14 protein-coding genes and 1 other RNA gene are annotated in these 16,267 nt (G+C 61.5%); 10 read left to right on the top strand and 5 right to left on the bottom strand.

The features are described from left to right. Positions 1-43 precede the first annotated feature (43 nt). Both rpiA and serA read left to right on the top strand, forming a co-directional pair. Entirely contained in the window at positions 44-700 is a 657-nt protein-coding gene (gene rpiA, locus IT763_RS19185; protein WP_004931614.1) for a ribose-5-phosphate isomerase RpiA, read from the top strand. 292 nt (positions 701-992) lie between these two features. Next, positions 993-2,231 (top strand): phosphoglycerate dehydrogenase, encoded by a 1,239-nt coding sequence (gene serA, locus IT763_RS19180; protein ID WP_028127697.1) that lies wholly within the window; start codon positions 993-995, stop codon positions 2,229-2,231. A gap of 48 nt (positions 2,232-2,279) precedes the next feature. Here serA and IT763_RS19175 read toward each other — a convergent pair whose 3' ends face one another. From IT763_RS19175 to zapA, 3 genes are all read right to left on the bottom strand, one after another. Beyond that, entirely contained in the window at positions 2,280-2,888 is a 609-nt protein-coding gene (locus IT763_RS19175) for a 5-formyltetrahydrofolate cyclo-ligase (RefSeq protein ID WP_049300360.1), read from the bottom strand. Between the two features lie 52 nt (positions 2,889-2,940). After that, a non-coding RNA gene (gene ssrS, locus IT763_RS19170) (6S RNA) lies at positions 2,941-3,123 on the bottom strand. Between the two features lie 40 nt (positions 3,124-3,163). Then, positions 3,164-3,493 (bottom strand): cell division protein ZapA, encoded by a 330-nt coding sequence (gene zapA / locus IT763_RS19165; RefSeq protein WP_004931621.1) that lies wholly within the window; start codon positions 3,491-3,493, stop codon positions 3,164-3,166. A gap of 319 nt (positions 3,494-3,812) precedes the next feature. Here zapA and IT763_RS19160 point away from each other — a divergent pair, with 319 nt between their 5' ends. The 8 genes from IT763_RS19160 to IT763_RS19125 all read left to right on the top strand — a co-directional run bounded on the left by IT763_RS19160 (position 3,813) and on the right by IT763_RS19125 (position 14,308). Continuing rightward, the gene (locus IT763_RS19160) at positions 3,813-4,391 is read left to right on the top strand and encodes a YecA family protein (RefSeq protein ID WP_028127696.1); all 579 of its coding nucleotides are present in this window, start codon (positions 3,813-3,815) and stop codon (positions 4,389-4,391) included. 55 nt (positions 4,392-4,446) lie between these two features. Continuing rightward, positions 4,447-5,763 (top strand): Xaa-Pro aminopeptidase, encoded by a 1,317-nt coding sequence (gene pepP, locus IT763_RS19155; RefSeq protein WP_206194937.1) that lies wholly within the window; start codon positions 4,447-4,449, stop codon positions 5,761-5,763. A gap of 1 nt (position 5,764) precedes the next feature. Next, positions 5,765-6,943 carry a 2-octaprenyl-6-methoxyphenyl hydroxylase gene (gene ubiH, locus IT763_RS19150; RefSeq protein WP_028128314.1) on the top strand — a complete coding sequence of 393 codons (1,179 nt, stop codon included), beginning with the start codon at positions 5,765-5,767 and terminating at the stop codon, positions 6,941-6,943. A gap of 81 nt (positions 6,944-7,024) precedes the next feature. Then, complete coding sequence (gene ubiI / locus IT763_RS19145) at positions 7,025-8,227, top strand: FAD-dependent 2-octaprenylphenol hydroxylase (RefSeq protein WP_016930005.1); 1,203 nt, start codon at positions 7,025-7,027, stop codon at positions 8,225-8,227. A 506-nt stretch (positions 8,228-8,733) separates the two neighbouring features. Then, on the top strand, positions 8,734-9,831 hold the full coding sequence (gcvT, locus tag IT763_RS19140) for a glycine cleavage system aminomethyltransferase GcvT (protein WP_206194936.1): 1,098 nt from the start codon (positions 8,734-8,736) through the stop codon (positions 9,829-9,831). A 44-nt stretch (positions 9,832-9,875) separates the two neighbouring features. Next, entirely contained in the window at positions 9,876-10,262 is a 387-nt protein-coding gene (gene gcvH, locus IT763_RS19135; RefSeq protein WP_206194935.1) for a glycine cleavage system protein GcvH, read from the top strand. Positions 10,263-10,354: 92 nt separating this feature from the next. Next, a complete protein-coding gene (gene gcvP / locus IT763_RS19130; protein ID WP_004931634.1) occupies positions 10,355-13,234 on the top strand; it encodes an aminomethyl-transferring glycine dehydrogenase in 2,880 nt (959 codons plus the stop codon). A 108-nt stretch (positions 13,235-13,342) separates the two neighbouring features. Continuing rightward, entirely contained in the window at positions 13,343-14,308 is a 966-nt protein-coding gene (locus IT763_RS19125) for a zinc-binding alcohol dehydrogenase family protein (protein WP_206194934.1), read from the top strand. Positions 14,309-14,318: 10 nt separating this feature from the next. Here the strand turns inward: IT763_RS19125 and IT763_RS19120 are convergent, their stop codons facing one another. Both IT763_RS19120 and IT763_RS19115 read right to left on the bottom strand, forming a co-directional pair. Beyond that, a complete protein-coding gene (locus IT763_RS19120; protein ID WP_049300399.1) occupies positions 14,319-14,846 on the bottom strand; it encodes a GNAT family N-acetyltransferase in 528 nt (175 codons plus the stop codon). Beyond that, entirely contained in the window at positions 14,846-16,264 is a 1,419-nt protein-coding gene (locus IT763_RS19115) for an ATP-binding protein (protein WP_206194933.1), read from the bottom strand. Before IT763_RS19115 ends, IT763_RS19120 begins: the two co-directional genes overlap by 1 nt. Positions 16,265-16,267 lie beyond the last annotated feature (3 nt).

The raw sequence follows: 16,267 nt of genomic DNA, 5'->3' as shown, positions 1-16,267 counted from the left end.
CTATAATACGCACACGTTTTCGTACAGAGGCAAGGGACATATTATGACGCAGGATGAACTGAAAAAAGCGGTGGGCTGGGCGGCGCTGGAATACGTGACGCCGGGCACCATCGTCGGGGTCGGCACCGGCTCTACCGCCGCCCACTTTATTGACGCGCTGGGCTCCATCAAGCACCAGATCGAAGGCGCGGTGTCCAGCTCCGATGCCTCCACCGCCAAGCTGAAAAGCCTCGGCATCCACGTGTTCGACAGCAACGAAGTGGACTCGCTCGATATCTACGTGGACGGCGCGGACGAAATCAACGGCCATATGCAGATGATCAAGGGCGGCGGCGCGGCGCTGACGCGCGAGAAGATCATTGCCGCCATCGCCAAGAAATTCATCTGCATCGTCGACGCCAGCAAGCAGGTGGACGTGCTGGGCAAGTTCCCGCTGCCGGTGGAAGTGATCCCGATGGCTCGCTCTTACGTGGCGCGCGAGCTGGTGAAACTCGGCGGTCTGCCGGAGTATCGCCAGAACGTGGTGACCGACAACGGCAACGTGATCCTCGATGTGCATAACCTGAGCATCACCGACGCCGTGGCGCTGGAGAACAAGATCAACGGCATCGCCGGCGTGGTGACCGTGGGGCTGTTCGCCAACCGCGGTGCGGACGTGGCGCTGGTCGGCACCCCGGAAGGCGTGAAAGTGGTCAAATAAACTTCTGCCGGCTGTGGCCCGGCAGTGCCGGGCCGCATAATTCTTCGGTTAAAATATCTTTTCTGAAAAACGGCAAATTTGGTGACTTATGTCACATTGTGAAAACTGACTCCCCAAAGCTTCTGCCGAAAACTTTCCCTATGGCATTTTCTGCCGTAAACCGCCATCAACGCTGCGCCTTGTCCTGCCGGGCAGGCAATCGTTTGTATTGCCGCCCGCGTTATTTTTGTTATGTTGGATGGGAGCTGTGTCGTCACAGCCGCTTCTGAAGTCTGAACATAGGGTCGGGTAAATGGCAAAAGTATCATTGGAGAAAGACAGGATTAAATTCCTGTTGGTGGAAGGGGTTCATCAGAGCACGGTCGATAATTTACGTGCCGCCGGTTATACCAACATCGAATACCACAAGGGTGCGTTAGACACCGAATCGCTGAAGGCATCCATCCGCGATGCACACTTCGTCGGCATCCGATCGCGCACGCATCTGACCGAAGAGGTGTTCGCCGCCGCAGAAAAACTGGTGGCGGTGGGCTGCTTCTGCATCGGCACCAACCAGGTTGAGCTGAAAGCGGCGACCAAACGCGGTATTCCGGTCTTCAACGCCCCCTTCTCCAATACCCGATCCGTGGCCGAAATGGTGCTGGGCGAGCTGCTGTTGATGCTGCGCGGCATTCCGGCCGCCAACGCCAAGGCGCACCGCGGCGTGTGGCACAAACTGGCCGTGGGCTCCTATGAGGCGCGCGGCAAAAAGCTGGGCATCATCGGCTACGGCCATATCGGCACCCAATTGGGCATTCTGGCCGAAGGGCTGGGCATGAAGGTGTTCTTCTACGACATCGAGAACAAACTGCCGCTGGGCAATGCGCAGCAGGTGCGCCATCTGTCCGATTTGCTCAATATGAGCGATGTGGTGACGCTGCACGTGCCGGAAACGCCATCGACCAAAAATATGATGGGGGCGGAAGAGCTGGCGCTGATGAAACCGGGCGCCATTCTGATCAACGCCTCGCGCGGCACCGTGGTCGATATTCCCGCGCTGTGCGACGCGCTGGCCAGCAATCACCTGGCGGGCGCGGCGATCGACGTCTTCCCGGAAGAGCCTGCGACCAACAGCGATCCGTTCAACTCGCCGCTGTGTGAGTTCGACAACGTGCTGCTGACGCCGCACATCGGCGGTTCCACGCAGGAAGCGCAGGAGAACATCGGCGACGAAGTGGCCGGCAAGCTGGCGAAATACTCCGACAACGGATCGACTCTGTCCGCCGTCAACTTCCCGGAAGTGTCGCTGCCGGCGCATGGCCCGAACGCCAGCCGTCTGCTGCACATCCACGAAAACCGTCCGGGCGTGCTGACGCAGATTAACCAGATCTTCGCCGAAGAGGGGGTTAACATCGCCGCGCAGTATCTGCAAACCGGGCCGGAAATCGGCTATGTGGTGATCGACATCGAAGCGGAAACCGCGCGCGCCGACGCCGCGCTGCAGCGTATGAAGGCCATCGACGGCACCATCCGCGCCCGCCTGCTGTTCTGATTCGGCGGCATGCCGCAACGAAAAAGGCCGGAGCGATCCGGCCTTTTGCTATTTGGGCTCATGCCACGCCCAGCTGCAGAGCGGGGTGAGGATTTCCGGCAGCGGGATATCCCAATGTTCGGTCGGCAGGTGTTCCACCTGCTGGCAATCATGGGCCAGGCCGATGGGATAGGGGCCGCCGCTGCGCCAGTTTTGCAGGGTGCGATCGTAAAAGCCGCCGCCCATGCCCAGACGCTGCCCGGTATGATCGAACGCCACCAGCGGCGTCAGCACCACCTCCAGTTCACCCAGCGGCAACACCTGGCGCACATCGAGGCGCGGTTCGAGAATATTGAAGCGGTTGCGCACCAGCGGCGTTTCCGGCGCATAGCGCAGGAACAGCAGGTGGCCTGGGCTGAACGGATGCAGCACCGGCAGGTAAACCCGTTTGCCGAGCGTCCACAGCCGCTCGATCAGCGGCCCGGTATCGAGTTCGCCGTCAAACGACAAAAACACCGCGATGCTGTGCGCCGCCTGAATGCGTTCATGCGCGACGAGGCGTTCGGCTATCTTGTCTGCGGCAAAGCGTTGCTGGCCCGGCGTAAGCTCGCGCCGACGTTGGCGAATGAGTTGACGAATGGCTTGGCGCTGCTGCGCGAATTGGGGTTGAAAAGACATCGTATCAGGCTTGCTCAGTGTGGCGTTCAGCACACATAAACCGCTGAGAAGGGGAATCTCCGAGATGCCGTCGCAGGCTGTAACCCTTGAACCCATGGTTCAAGGTGAACGTGCCGTCGCAATCTTAAGGCTTCTCGGCGCACCGAGCGTGCTCACCGATCGCGGAGCAACACATTCTGTTTGTACTAAATATCGGCTCAGGGGACTGGCCCGCTGGCGAACATCTCAGAGAAATTTTGTACTCGTTGCCGAAACTTTGATTTCAACAACTTAAGTTATTCGAATTGTGCATCCTGACGTTCAGAGATGCGACCTTGTTCAAGCAGCGCTTGTTCAATGGTCTGCTGCAGCATCCGTATGCGTTGTTCCATATTGGACGCATAGTCACGGGTTTTCAACCGTTCTTGAGCAAGTTCGTGACAGACGTTCAATGCCGCGATGAAAACCAGTTGCTCAGTATTGGAGACTCTAGTGCGAACTTTAAGATCTTGCAACCGCTGGTTAAGATCGTCCGCCGCCATATTCAACGCATCTTGTTGTTCTGGCGGGCAATTGACTCTTAACGAGCGGCCAAAAATTTGAATATCTACCGGTTGTGCAGACATGCCACCTTCCTGCCTAAATTTCGCGCCAGCCTTGTCCGCCCTGGCCGGGCCGTCAAAGCGGGCGCCACTATATATACCTCGGTACCAAGATACAACCCCTTTTTCAGTACCTGGTTGTAATATACTGTGGCGCACATTGCCAGTCAAAAAAGGGTTTCAAAATGCGTATTTACCGCACTTTCGCCACCCGCCGGCGCAGTGTGAAACCTGCCACATCGCGATTATAACTAGCCACTGAGGTGTCGCGCTTATCTGGTATAGCGACGGACCTTGGTGGTAGCATAACACGAACTTATCCTGCCAACGATGACGAATGCGCATGTCTATACAGAATACATTTCCAAGTTACCAATCTTTAACCGTGGCCCTCAACCAGCAGTCGGTGGCGTTGACCGCGGCAGAAATGCACGGCCTGATCAGCGGCCTGCTGTGCGGCGGCAGCCGTGACGCCGGCTGGCAGGCGCTGGTGCACGATCTGACCAACGAAGGCGTCGCCTTCCCGCAGGCGCTCAGCCAACCGCTGCAACAGCTGTATGAAGCGACGCGCGACACGCTGGAAGATGACGAATTCCTGTTCCAACTGATGCTGCCCGAAGGGGAGATCGTCAGCGTGTTCGATCGCGCCGACGCGCTGGCCGGTTGGGTCAACCACTTCCTGCTCGGGCTGGGCATGATGCAGCCGAAGCTGGCCCAGGTGAAAGACGAAGTCGGTGAAGCGATCGACGACCTGCGCAACATCGCGCAACTGGGCTACGACGAAGACGAAGATCAGGAAGAATTGGAACAGTCGCTGGAAGAAGTGGCGGAGTATGTGCGGGTCGCCGCCATCATGTGCCACGGCGAATTCGCCCGTCACAAGCCGACGGCACCGGAAAACATCAAACCGACGTTGCACTAAACGTTTTATCACCCCTCCGCCGGCGGTGCGGATGGCATGATTTCAGGAGAAGGCAATGACTCAGCAGGAATTCAACAACCGCCGCCAGGCGCTGTTGGCGAAAATGGCGCCGGCCAGCGCGGCGGTTATTTTCTCTGCGCCGGAAACGACGCGCAGTGCAGATTCAGACTATCCCTACCGGCAGAACAGCGACTTTTGGTACCTGACCGGCTTCAATGAGCCCGAAGCGGTGCTGGTGCTGATTAAAAGCGATGAAACGCACAACCACAGCGTGTTGTTCAACCGGGTGCGCGATTTGACGGCGGAAATCTGGTTTGGCCGCCGCCTGGGGCAAGACGCCGCGCCGGCGAAGCTGGGCGTGGATCGCGCGCTGCCGTTCGATGAAATCAATGACCAACTGCACCTGCTGCTCAACGGCCTGGATGCGGTCTACCACGCGCAGGGCGAATACGCCTATGCCGATCAGATCCTGTTCGGCGCGTTGGACAAGCTGCGCAAGGGGTTCCGCCAGAATCTGCAGGCGCCGGCCACCGTTACCGACTGGCGGCCGTGGCTGCACGACATGCGCCTGTTCAAATCGCCGGAAGAGCTGGCGGTGATGCGCCGCGCCGGTGAGATCAGCGCGTTGGCGCATACCCGCGCGATGGAAAAATGCCGCCCGGGCATGTTCGAATACCAGCTGGAAGCGGAAATTCATCATGAATTCACCCGCCTCGGCGCCCGTTATCCGTCTTACAACACCATCGTCGGCAGCGGCGAAAACGGCTGCATCCTGCACTACACCGAGAACGAGAGCCAGATGCGCGACGGCGATCTGGTGCTGATCGACGCCGGTTGCGAGTACCAGGGGTACGCCGGCGACATCACCCGCACCTTCCCGGTCAACGGCAAGTTCAGCCGGCCGCAGCGCGAGGTGTACGACATTGTGCTGGCGTCGCTGCAGCGCGCTTTGGAACTGTTCAAACCCGGCACCAGCATCCGCGAAGTCAATGACGAAGTGGTGCGCATCATGGTGGTCGGGCTGGTGGAGCTGGGCGTATTGAAAGGTGAAGTCGATCAATTGATCGCCGAGCAGGCCCACCGTCAGTTCTTTATGCACGGGTTGAGCCACTGGTTGGGGCTCGATGTGCATGACGTCGGCCACTACGGCACGCCGAGCCGCGATCGGCTGCTGGAGCCGGGCATGGTGCTGACCGTGGAACCGGGGCTGTACATCGCACCGGATGCGGACGTGCCGGAGGAATACCGCGGCATTGGCATCCGCATCGAGGACGACATCGTGATCACCGCCGACGGCAATGAAAACCTGACCGCCACCGTAGTGAAAGATGCCGATGCCATCGAAGCGTTGATGGCGGCGGCAAGGTCATAGCATGAGCGTAATTATCGTTGGCGGCGGTATGGCGGGCGCGACGCTGGCGCTGGCTATCTCGTCGCTTACTCAGGGAAGAATGGCGGTGGATCTGGTCGAGGCGACCCGGCCGGACGACCGCAGCCATCCTGGTTTTGACGCCCGCGCCATTGCTTTGGCGCAGGGCACCTGCCAACAGCTGGCGCGCATCGGCGTTTGGCCGGCGCTGCGCGACTGCGCCACGCCGATCACTCAGGTGCACGTCAGCGATCGCGGTCACGCCGGTTTCGTTAATCTGCAGGCGCAGGATTATCAGGTCGATGCGCTCGGGCAGGTGATCGAACTGCACGACGCCGGGCAGCGGCTGTTTGCGCTGCTGGCGAAGGCGCCGGGCGTCACGCTGCACTGCCCCGCGCGGGTGGTGGACGTGATCCGCACCGCGGAGCGGGCGGAAGTGCTGCTGGACAACGGCCAGCGTCTGCGCGGGCAGCTGCTGGTGGCGGCCGACGGTTCGCGTTCGGCGCTGGCGCAGGCCTGCAACGTGCAGTGGCGGCAGGAGGACTATCCGCAGTTCGCCACCATCGCCAACGTCACCACGGCGGAAGATCCGCAGGGGCGAGCTTTCGAGCGCTTTACCCGTTATGGGCCGCTGGCGCTGTTGCCGATGTCGCAGGGGCGCAGTTCGCTGGTGTGGTGCCATGCGCGCGAAGATCGCGCCCGGGTGGATGCCTGGGACGACGCGCGTTTTATCGCCGAGCTGCAACAGGCTTTCGGCTGGCGGCTGGGGCGCATCCTCAAGGCCGGTAAGCGGCACAGTTATCCACTTGGCCTGCTGACCGCCGATCGCCATGTCAGCCACCGGCTGGCGCTGGTGGGCAACGCGGCGCAGACGCTGCATCCGATCGCCGGGCAGGGGTTCAACCTTGGTCTGCGCGACGTGATGTCGCTGGCAGAAACGCTGGCGGAAGCGGCAGACAGCGGCGAAGACGCCGGCGGTTACGCATTGCTGAGCCGTTATCAGCAGCGGCGGCAAAACGATCAGCAGGCGACGATCGGCGTGACCGATGGGTTGATCCACCTGTTCGCCAATCGTTATAGCCCGCTGGTGGTCGGCCGCAATCTGGGGCTGATGGCGATGGCGCGTTTGCCGGCGGTGCGCGACGCCTTCGCCAAGCGTACGCTGGGCTGGGTGGAACGTTAGACACAGAATCGGGCGCCCGGTGGCGCGCCCAAAAACGCGGCGCGGCAAGGCGTCGCGCGTTATTTAAGGAAATCGAGCAGCATGCAATCATTTGACGTGATTATCGCCGGTGGCGGTATGGTGGGGCTGGCGTTGGCCTGCGGCTTGCAGGGCAGCGGGCTGCGCGTGGCGGTGCTGGAGCAGCGCCAGCCGGAGATGACGCCGCCGTCGGAGCAGCCTGCGCTGCGCGTCTCCGCCATCAATGCCGCCAGCGAGCGGTTGCTGCAGCACATCGGCGTGTGGGACGACATCCTCCAGCAGCGCGCCAGCGCCTACAACGCGATGGAAGTGTGGGATCGCGACAGCTTCGGCAAAATCGCCTTCCGCGGCGATGAGTGCGGCTTCAGCCATCTCGGCCACATCATCGAAAATTCGGTGATCCAGCAGGCGCTGTGGAAACGCGCCGAAAGCCTGTCGGACATCACGCTGATTACCCCGGCCGCGCTCAAGCAGGTGGCGTGGGGCGAGAATGACGCCTTCATCACGCTGGAGGACGGCCGTATGCTGACCGCCCGGTTGGTGATTGGCGCCGACGGCGCCCAGTCGTGGCTGCGCCAGCATGCCGATATCCCGCTTACCTTCTGGGACTATCGCCACCACGCGCTGGTGGCCACCATCCGCACCGAAGAGCCGCATCAGGCCACGGCGCGGCAAATTTTCCACGGCGACGGCATTCTGGCGTTCCTGCCGTTCAGCGATCCGCATTTGAGCTCCATCGTCTGGTCGGTCGCGCCGGAAGAGGCCGAGCGTCTCAAGCAGCTGGAGCCGGAACAATTCAACCGCGAACTGGCGATGGCCTTCGATATGCGTCTGGGCGCCTGCAGCCTGGAAAGCGAACGGCTGGCGTTCCCGCTGACCGGCCGCTATGCGCGCAGCTTCGCGGCGCACCGCCTGGCGCTGGTGGGCGATGCGGCGCATACCGTGCATCCGCTGGCCGGACAGGGGGTGAACCTGGGCTTTATGGACGCCGCCGAGCTGATTTCCGAACTGCGTCGCCTGCAACGGCAGGGCAAGGATATTGGCCAGCACCTCTATCTGCGCCGCTATGAGCGCCGCCGCAAACACGGCGCGGCGGTGATGCTGGCCAGCATGCAGGGTTTCCGCGAACTGTTCGACGGCAACCACCCGGCCAAAAAGCTGTTGCGCGACGTGGGGCTGCGGCTGGCGGACAGCCTGCCGGGCGTCAAACCGAAGCTGGTGCGTCAGGCGATGGGCCTGAACGATCTGCCCGAGTGGCTTGCCTGACACCTGCCTTCTGCGAGCCCGCAGCGGGCTCGCGCTTCTCGCCTTATGCCATCGCGTTTCCTTATATAACCCCTCATTTGAAATAATCTAATTTCAGCCGCTTTTTATCATTACTTTTTCTAATTCCATGTTCGGTTATCAAAAGTCCGGATCCCATGTGCGGCCATAGGTTTGTTATATAAGTTCGGTGTTTTGCCGCTTTAATTGTTAATTTTGTGCCTTAAGGCGCATTTTTCCAGTGAAAAACTCTGCACACTAGCCCGGCGTTTTACCGCCCGGGAACGGCGATGAGCCTATTTTAACTTATGGTTAATGTGGTCGTTCGGTGATAAGTTCGAGGGAAAGGTATCGTTTGCGTCACGGCGGTTGCACGCAGTTTCCGCCCGTCCCGGCGCAGCATTTGTGTTGAGCAGTCAGTGCGCCATGGCGATCGGGCCGCGAGCCAGTCTCCGCCGCATTGCGTGGCAGCACCCTAACTTCTAGCGACGAGTGGAAAGAGGGAAAAGATGGCAAAGCAAACCCCACTGTACGACCAGCACGTGGCGTGCGGTGCGCGCATGGTAGACTTTCACGGCTGGATGATGCCGCTGCACTACGGCTCGCAGCTCGATGAGCACCACGCGGTGCGTCAGGATGCCGGCATGTTCGACGTGTCTCACATGACCATTGTGGATCTGCACGGCGCCCGCACCCGCGAGTTCCTGCGCTACCTGCTGGCGAACGACGTCGCCAAACTGACCCAACCCGGCAAAGCGCTGTACACCGGCATGCTGAATGCCTCCGGCGGCGTGATCGACGACCTGATCGTTTATTTCCTCACTGAAGACTATTTCCGCCTGGTGGTGAACTCCGCCACCCGCGACAAAGACCTGGCCTGGATCGAAGAGCACGCCGCGCCGTATGGCGTCGCGCTGACGGTGCGCGACGATCTGGCGCTGATCGCGGTGCAGGGCCCGCAGGCCAAAGAGCGCGCCGGCACCCTGTTCACCCCGGAGCAAAAAAGCGCGGTCGAAGGCATGAAGCCATTCTTCGGCGTGCAGGCCGGCGAGCTGTTCATCGCCACCACCGGTTACACCGGCGAGGCCGGCTATGAGATCGCGCTGCCGAAAGAGCAGGCGGCGGATTTCTGGCAAAAATTGCTGGCCGCGGGCGTCAAGCCGGCCGGTCTGGGCGCGCGCGACACGCTGCGTCTGGAAGCGGGCATGAACCTCTACGGGCAAGAGATGGATGAAGGCGTTTCGCCGCTGGCCGCCAACATGGGCTGGACCATCGCCTGGCAGCCGGAAGAGCGCCGTTTCATCGGCCGCGAAGCGCTGGAACAACAGCGCGAGCAGGGCACCGAGCAACTGGTCGGCTTGATCATGACGGAAAAAGGCGTATTACGTAATGAGCTGCCGGTGCGTTTCACCGACGCGGCGGGGCAAACCCACGAAGGCGTGATCACCAGCGGTTCGTTCTCCCCGACGCTGGGCTTCAGCATCGCGCTGGCGCGTGTGCCGGCGGGCATCGGCGAGCAGGCTATCGTGCAGATCCGCAACCGCGAGATGCCGGTTAAAGTGACCAAGCCCGGTTTCGTTCGCGCCGGCAAGCCGCTGGCAAATTAATTTCTATTGATTGATTTTTTATTTCTTCGAAGGAGTAACCGGCGATGAGCAATGTGCCAACAGAATTGAAATACGCATCCTCCCACGAGTGGGTTCGTTCAGAAGGTAACGGCGTTTACACCGTAGGCATCACCGAACACGCGCAGGAACTGCTGGGCGATATGGTATTTGTCGATCTGCCGGAAGTGGGCCGCACAGTCACCGCCGGTGAAGATTGCGCCGTGGCGGAATCCGTCAAGGCGGCGTCGGACATTTACGCACCAATCAGCGGTGAAATCGTGGCGGTGAACGGCGAGCTGGAAAGCTCCCCGGAGCTGGTGAACAGCGAACCTTACGGTGACGGCTTCCTGTTCCAGATTAAAGCCTCCGACGAAGGCGAGCTGGCGAACCTGCTGGACGCCGCGGCTTATCAGGCCTCGATCGACGAGTAATCGTGCCCACGCCCCAGGCCTTTCGGCCGGGGCGTTTTAGTTACCGTTCAAGCTATATCCCGTATCACGCAAGCATTCAGGAATTTGTAGCAATGACTCAGACACTCAGCCAACTCGAACACAGCGAAGCGTTCATCGAACGCCACATCGGCTCTTCTGCGGAACAACGCCAGGAGTTGCTGGCAGCGGTGGGCGCTCGCTCGCTCAGCGCGCTGATCCAACAGATCGTGCCGGCGGACATTCAGCTGCCGGGGCCGCCGCCGGTTGGCGACGCGGCGACCGAACACCAGGCGCTGGCTGAGCTGAAGGCGATCGCCTCGCAGAATCAGCGCTACAAATCCTATATCGGCATGGGCTACAGCGCCGTGCTGACGCCGCCGGTGATCCTGCGCAACATGCTGGAAAACCCGGGCTGGTACACCGCTTACACCCCTTATCAGCCGGAAGTGTCGCAGGGCCGTCTGGAAGCGCTGCTGAACTTCCAGACCGTGACCCTCGATCTGACCGGCCTGGATCTGGCCTCCGCATCGCTGCTGGATGAAGCCACCGCCGCCGCCGAGGCGATGGCGTTGGCCAAACGCGCCAGCAAGCTGAAAGACGCCAACCGCTTCTTCGTGGCTGACGACGTGCATCCGCAAACGCTGGACGTGGTGCGCACCCGCGCCGAAACCTTCGGCTTCGACGTCATTGTCGATAAAGCGGAAAAAGTGCTGGAGCTGGACGGCGTGTTCGGCGTGTTGCTGCAGCAGGTGGGCACCACCGGTGAACTGCACGACTACAGCGCGCTGCTGGCCGAACTGAAATCGCGCAAAATCATCACCAGCGTGGCCGCCGACATCATGGCCCTGGTGCTGCTGACCGCGCCGGGCAAGCAGGGCGCCGACGTGGTGTTCGGCTCCGCGCAGCGCTTCGGCGTGCCGATGGGCTACGGCGGCCCGCACGCCGCCTTCTTCGCCTGCCGCGACGAGTTCAAGCGTTCGATGCCGGGCCGCATCATCGGCGTTTCCCGCGATGCCGCCGGCAACACCGCGCTGCGCATGGCAATGCAGACCCGCGAGCAGCATATCCGCCGCGAGAAGGCCAACTCGAATATCTGTACTTCGCAGGTGCTGCTGGCCAACATCGCCAGCCTGTATGCGGTGTATCACGGCCCGCAAGGGCTGCAGCGCATCGCCGGGCGCATCCATCGCCTGACCGACATTCTGGCCGCCGGGCTGCAGAAGGCCGGCCTGACGCTGCGCCACAACACCTGGTTCGACACCCTGACCGTTGAAGTGAAAGACAAGGCCGCCGTGCTGGAACGTGCGCTGAGCTTCGGCATCAACCTGCGTACCGACATCCACGGCGCCGTGGGCATCACGCTGGATGAAGCCACCTCGCGTGAAGACGTGCAAACGCTGTTCGCACTGCTGGCCGGCGACAATCACGGTCTGGACATCGACGCGTTGGACGCGGCGGTGAGCAAAAACAGTCAATCGATCCCGGCCGCCATGCTGCGCCAGGATCCGATCCTGACCCACCCGGTATTCAACCGTTATCACAGCGAAACCGAGATGATGCGTTACATGCATCGCTTGGAGCGTAAGGATCTGGCGCTGAACCAGGCGATGATCCCGCTGGGTTCCTGCACCATGAAATTGAACGCCGCGGCGGAAATGATCCCGATCACCTGGCCTGAATTCTCCGAACTGCACCCGTTCTGCCCGCCGGAGCAGGCTGCCGGTTACCAACAGATGATCGGCCAACTGTCTCAGTGGCTGGTGCAGCTGACCGGCTATGACGCGGTGTGCATGCAGCCGAACTCCGGCGCGCAGGGCGAATACGCCGGCCTGCTGGCGATCCGCCGCTACCACGAAAGCCGCAACGAAGCGGGCCGTCACGTCTGCCTGATCCCGAGCTCGGCGCACGGCACCAACCCGGCCTCCGCCCAGATGGCGGGCATGAGCGTGGTCGTGGTCGCCTGCGACAAGAACGGCAACATCGATCTGCACGATCTGCGCGTCAAGGCGGAGCAGGCAGGCGAAGAACTCTCTTGCATCATGGTGACCTACCCGTCGACCCACGGCGTGTATGAAGAAACCATCCGTGAAGTGTGCCAGATCGTGCATCAGTTCGGCGGTCAGGTGTATCTGGACGGCGCCAACATGAACGCCCAGGTGGGCATCACCACGCCGGGCTACATCGGCGCGGATGTGTCGCACCTCAACCTGCATAAAACCTTCTGCATCCCGCACGGCGGCGGCGGCCCGGGCATGGGTCCTATCGGCGTGAAAGCGCACCTGGCGCCGTTCGTACCGGGCCACAGCGTCGTGCAGATCGACGGCGTAACCACCCAGCAGGGCGCGGTCTCCGCGGCGCCGTTCGGCAGCGCCTCCATCCTGCCGATCAGCTGGATGTACATCCGCATGATGGGCGCGGAAGGCCTGAAGCAGGCCAGCCAGATGGCGATCCTGAACGCCAACTACATCGCCACCCGTCTGAAAGACGCCTATCCGATTCTGTATACCGGCCGCGATCACCGCGTGGCGCACGAATGCATCCTCGACATTCGTCCGCTGAAGGAAGAGACCGGCATCAGCGAAATGGACATCGCCAAGCGCCTGATTGACTTCGGCTTCCACGCGCCGACCATGTCGTTCCCGGTGGCGGGCACGCTGATGGTCGAGCCGACCGAGTCGGAAAGCAAAGTGGAGCTGGATCGCTTTATCGATGCGATGCTGGCGATCCGCAGCGAGATCGACCGCGTCGCCAAAGGCGAATGGCCGCTGGAAGACAACCCGCTGGTGAATGCGCCGCACGTGCAGGCGGAGCTGGTCAACGACTGGCAGCACCCGTACAGCCGCGAGCTGGCGGTGTTCCCGGTGGCCGGCGTACGCGAGAACAAGTACTGGCCGAGCGTTAAGCGTCTGGACGACGTGTACGGCGACCGTAACCTGTTCTGCTCTTGCGTGCCGATGAGCGATTACGAATAACACGTTCGGCAAAGTTTGTGTTCGGGGGACACCGCATCATGCGGTGTCCCTTTTTATTTTATAGCGGCCTATTCTTTCCTGTACGTTCCCACGATTTGAGGAGTCACCATGCAAGCGGCAATCGTAACAGCGCTGGGGCAAGCCCCGGTTTTCGGCACCTTTGAGGAGCCCCAGGCGCAGGTGAATGAAGTGCCGATCGACGTTCTGGCGGCCGGCATCAAACAGTTGGATCGCGCCACCGTCGCCGGCACCCACTATTCCAGCCCGAAGCAATTGCCGATTGTGCCCGGCACCGACGGCGTGGGCCGTACGGCGGACGGAAAACGGGTGTACTTTGCCTCCTTCCGCCGCCCTTACGGTGCGATGGCTGAGCGCAGCGTCGCTTCATGGACGGTGCCGGTGCCGGAGGCGGTGGACGACGCCACGGCGGCAGCGCTGATCAATCCGGCCTTCGCCGCCTGGCTGCCGCTGCGTTGGCGGGCGGATCTGCAGTCCGGTGAAACGGTGCTGATCATCGGCGCCACCGGCACCTCAGGCAAGCTGGCGGTTGCCGCGGCGCGTCAGGCAGGAGCAGGGCGTATCGTTGCCGCCGGCCGTCGGCTGAGCGTGCTGGAAGCGTTGGGCGTGGATGCCACGGTGGATCTGAGCCTGCAGGGCGAGGCGCTGACGCAGGCCTTCGCGGCGGCGGCGGGGCCGGGCGGTTATCAGGTGATCGTCGATTACATCTGGGGGCCGGCGACCGAAGCGCTGCTCGCGACCCTCAATAATCACGATCTCTCGTCTTACGCCGGCGGACGCGGCATTCGCTTGGTCAACGTCGGTTCGATGGCCGCGCCGGACATCCGGCTGCCGGCGGCGGTGTTGCGCAGTAATCAGCTGCAGATCCTCGGCAGCGGCACCGGCAACTTCCCACCGATCCCGGAAATGCAGCGCTACGCGATCGAGATTCTGGCGCTGGCGGCGACCGGAGCGCTCACTATCGAGACGCAGGAACACGCGTTGGCGGAGATCGCCGAGGTGTGGGATCTGAACAAGAAAAGTGACGTGCGTTCGGTGATACGCATCGCCCGTTAAGCCCCGGCCGTTAGCGGCAAGGGCAGACCAGATGAATATCCTCCGGCTCACGGGCGAACAATTCCGTATCCGGCTGTTCGATGAGTCGGCACCCTTGCGCCAGATAGAAGTCTACGGTGCTTTTATTGGGGATGGAGGAGACATACAGCCCGGCGGCGCCTTCTTGCGCCGCCTGACGCAGGCAGAGCTGGAACAGCTGCCTGCCTAACCCCTGGCCGCGTTTGTGCGCGCTGACGTAAAAGAACAGCAGCTGGCGCAGATCCCGCTGTGGGCCGCGCGGTTCGGTGTCCAGCGCCGCCGCCGCCGCGATCTCCTCGCCTTCGAACAGCGCGAAGAACGCCCCGCCGCGATCGAAGCACGCTTCGTGGATCGGCGTATAGGTTTCCCGATCGTGCGGATCCCAGCCGCGCACATCGTAGTAGTCCGGGTAGGGGTGCAACTTGCCGTCCTGCAGGCGATACAGAGTGTCGATAATTTCGCTGCGGTCGATATCCCATAGCCGGTCGAGTTGCTGCCGTTGCAGCAGAACAGGGGCAATCATGGTCGTTGTTCACTCTCAGTCTGTGGCCGGTAACTTTCCGGCAAATCGATGATGAAGCCGATGCCGCGATCGTCGAGGCCTTCGGTGACGCGCAGCTGCGCGCCGATTTTGTCGGCCAGGTTGCGGGCGATGGCCAATCCGAGCCCGCTGCCGGTTTGCTGCGTGCCGGGCACGCGGTAAAAGCGCTCAAACAGGCGGGAACGGTGTTCTTCGCTTACTCCTGGGCCGTTGTCGCGCAACGTAATATAGCAGCCGAGCGGCGCCAGCGAGCGGATATTGGCTTCGATGCGGCTGCCGGGCGGCGCGTATTTGAGCGCATTGTCCAGCAGATTGGTGAAGATGGCGATCAGCGCACGGCGATCGGTGCTCACCACCACCTCCTCGCTGCCGTCGAGCGACAGTTCCACATCCTTTTCCAATGCATAGGGAACGTGCTGCGCGATGCATTTGCCAATTTCGGCGTAGATGTCCACCGCCTCAATCTTCAGCGGAAAATCTTCCGCCTCCAGCTTGGCCAGGTTGATCAGCTGGCGTGACAGCGACGCTGCGCGATCCAGCCCTTGCTGCATGTCGCCGATGATCTCCCGGCGCTCCTGCTGCTCGGTGACCTGGGTCAGCAAATGCAGCTGCGCCAGCACGGCGGCGATCGGCGTGCGCAGTTCGTGCGCGGCGTCGGCCATAAACCGTTTCTCGCGCTGATTGGCGGCGTCGATGCGCGCCATCAGTTTGTTGACCTCCATCACCACCGGCCGGATTTCCTGATACTGCTCGCTGACGTTGATCGGCGACAGGTTGCCAGGCTGGCGATCGGAGATGGTGCGGGCGATCTGGCGCAGCGGCCGCAGGCTGAAATAGGCGGTAAACAGCAAGGTGACGATGATGGCCGCCAGAATGCCCAGCAGTGGTACGGCGGTGCTCTCCGCCGGATTGCCGAACAGCGTGGTGCGATCGTTGAACGATTCGCCGACGATCACCCGGTACTGGCGCTTTTCGCTCCAGCTGCCGGCGAGATGCCAGTTGGCGCCGGCGTAATTGACGGAACCGGACAGCACCGAAGGCGGCAGGCGCAGCGGCTCTCCCTGCGTTTGCGAACTGTAAAGCACCCGCTTGTCTCGATCGTAAACCACAAACAGCGGGTGATAGTCGATTTCATCCTGCATGCCGTTATTGATGGAATCAATGTACATGCCTTCAATAGTCTTGATGATGCCGCGGTAATCGATATTGTCAGTGCCTGTTTCGTCGAGAATATTGGCGATGCCTGCAGCGACGATGCGTTGCTGGTTATCGAAATATTTCTCCATGTCGGGGTAATACCAATATTTCACCCAGGCGACGAGGAGCCCCCACAATAATAAAATGGCCAGCACCTGGAAAATAATGGTGCGCATAAAGAAGGATTTGAAACCGATCATTCC

Origin of the sequence: Serratia sp. CMO1 (genome assembly GCF_015689115.1) — a bacterium.
GTDB lineage: Bacteria > Pseudomonadota > Gammaproteobacteria > Enterobacterales > Enterobacteriaceae > Serratia > Serratia marcescens.
The sequence above is the reverse complement of the archived record's forward strand: the minus strand, read 5'-3'. Positions and strand labels throughout refer to the sequence as shown.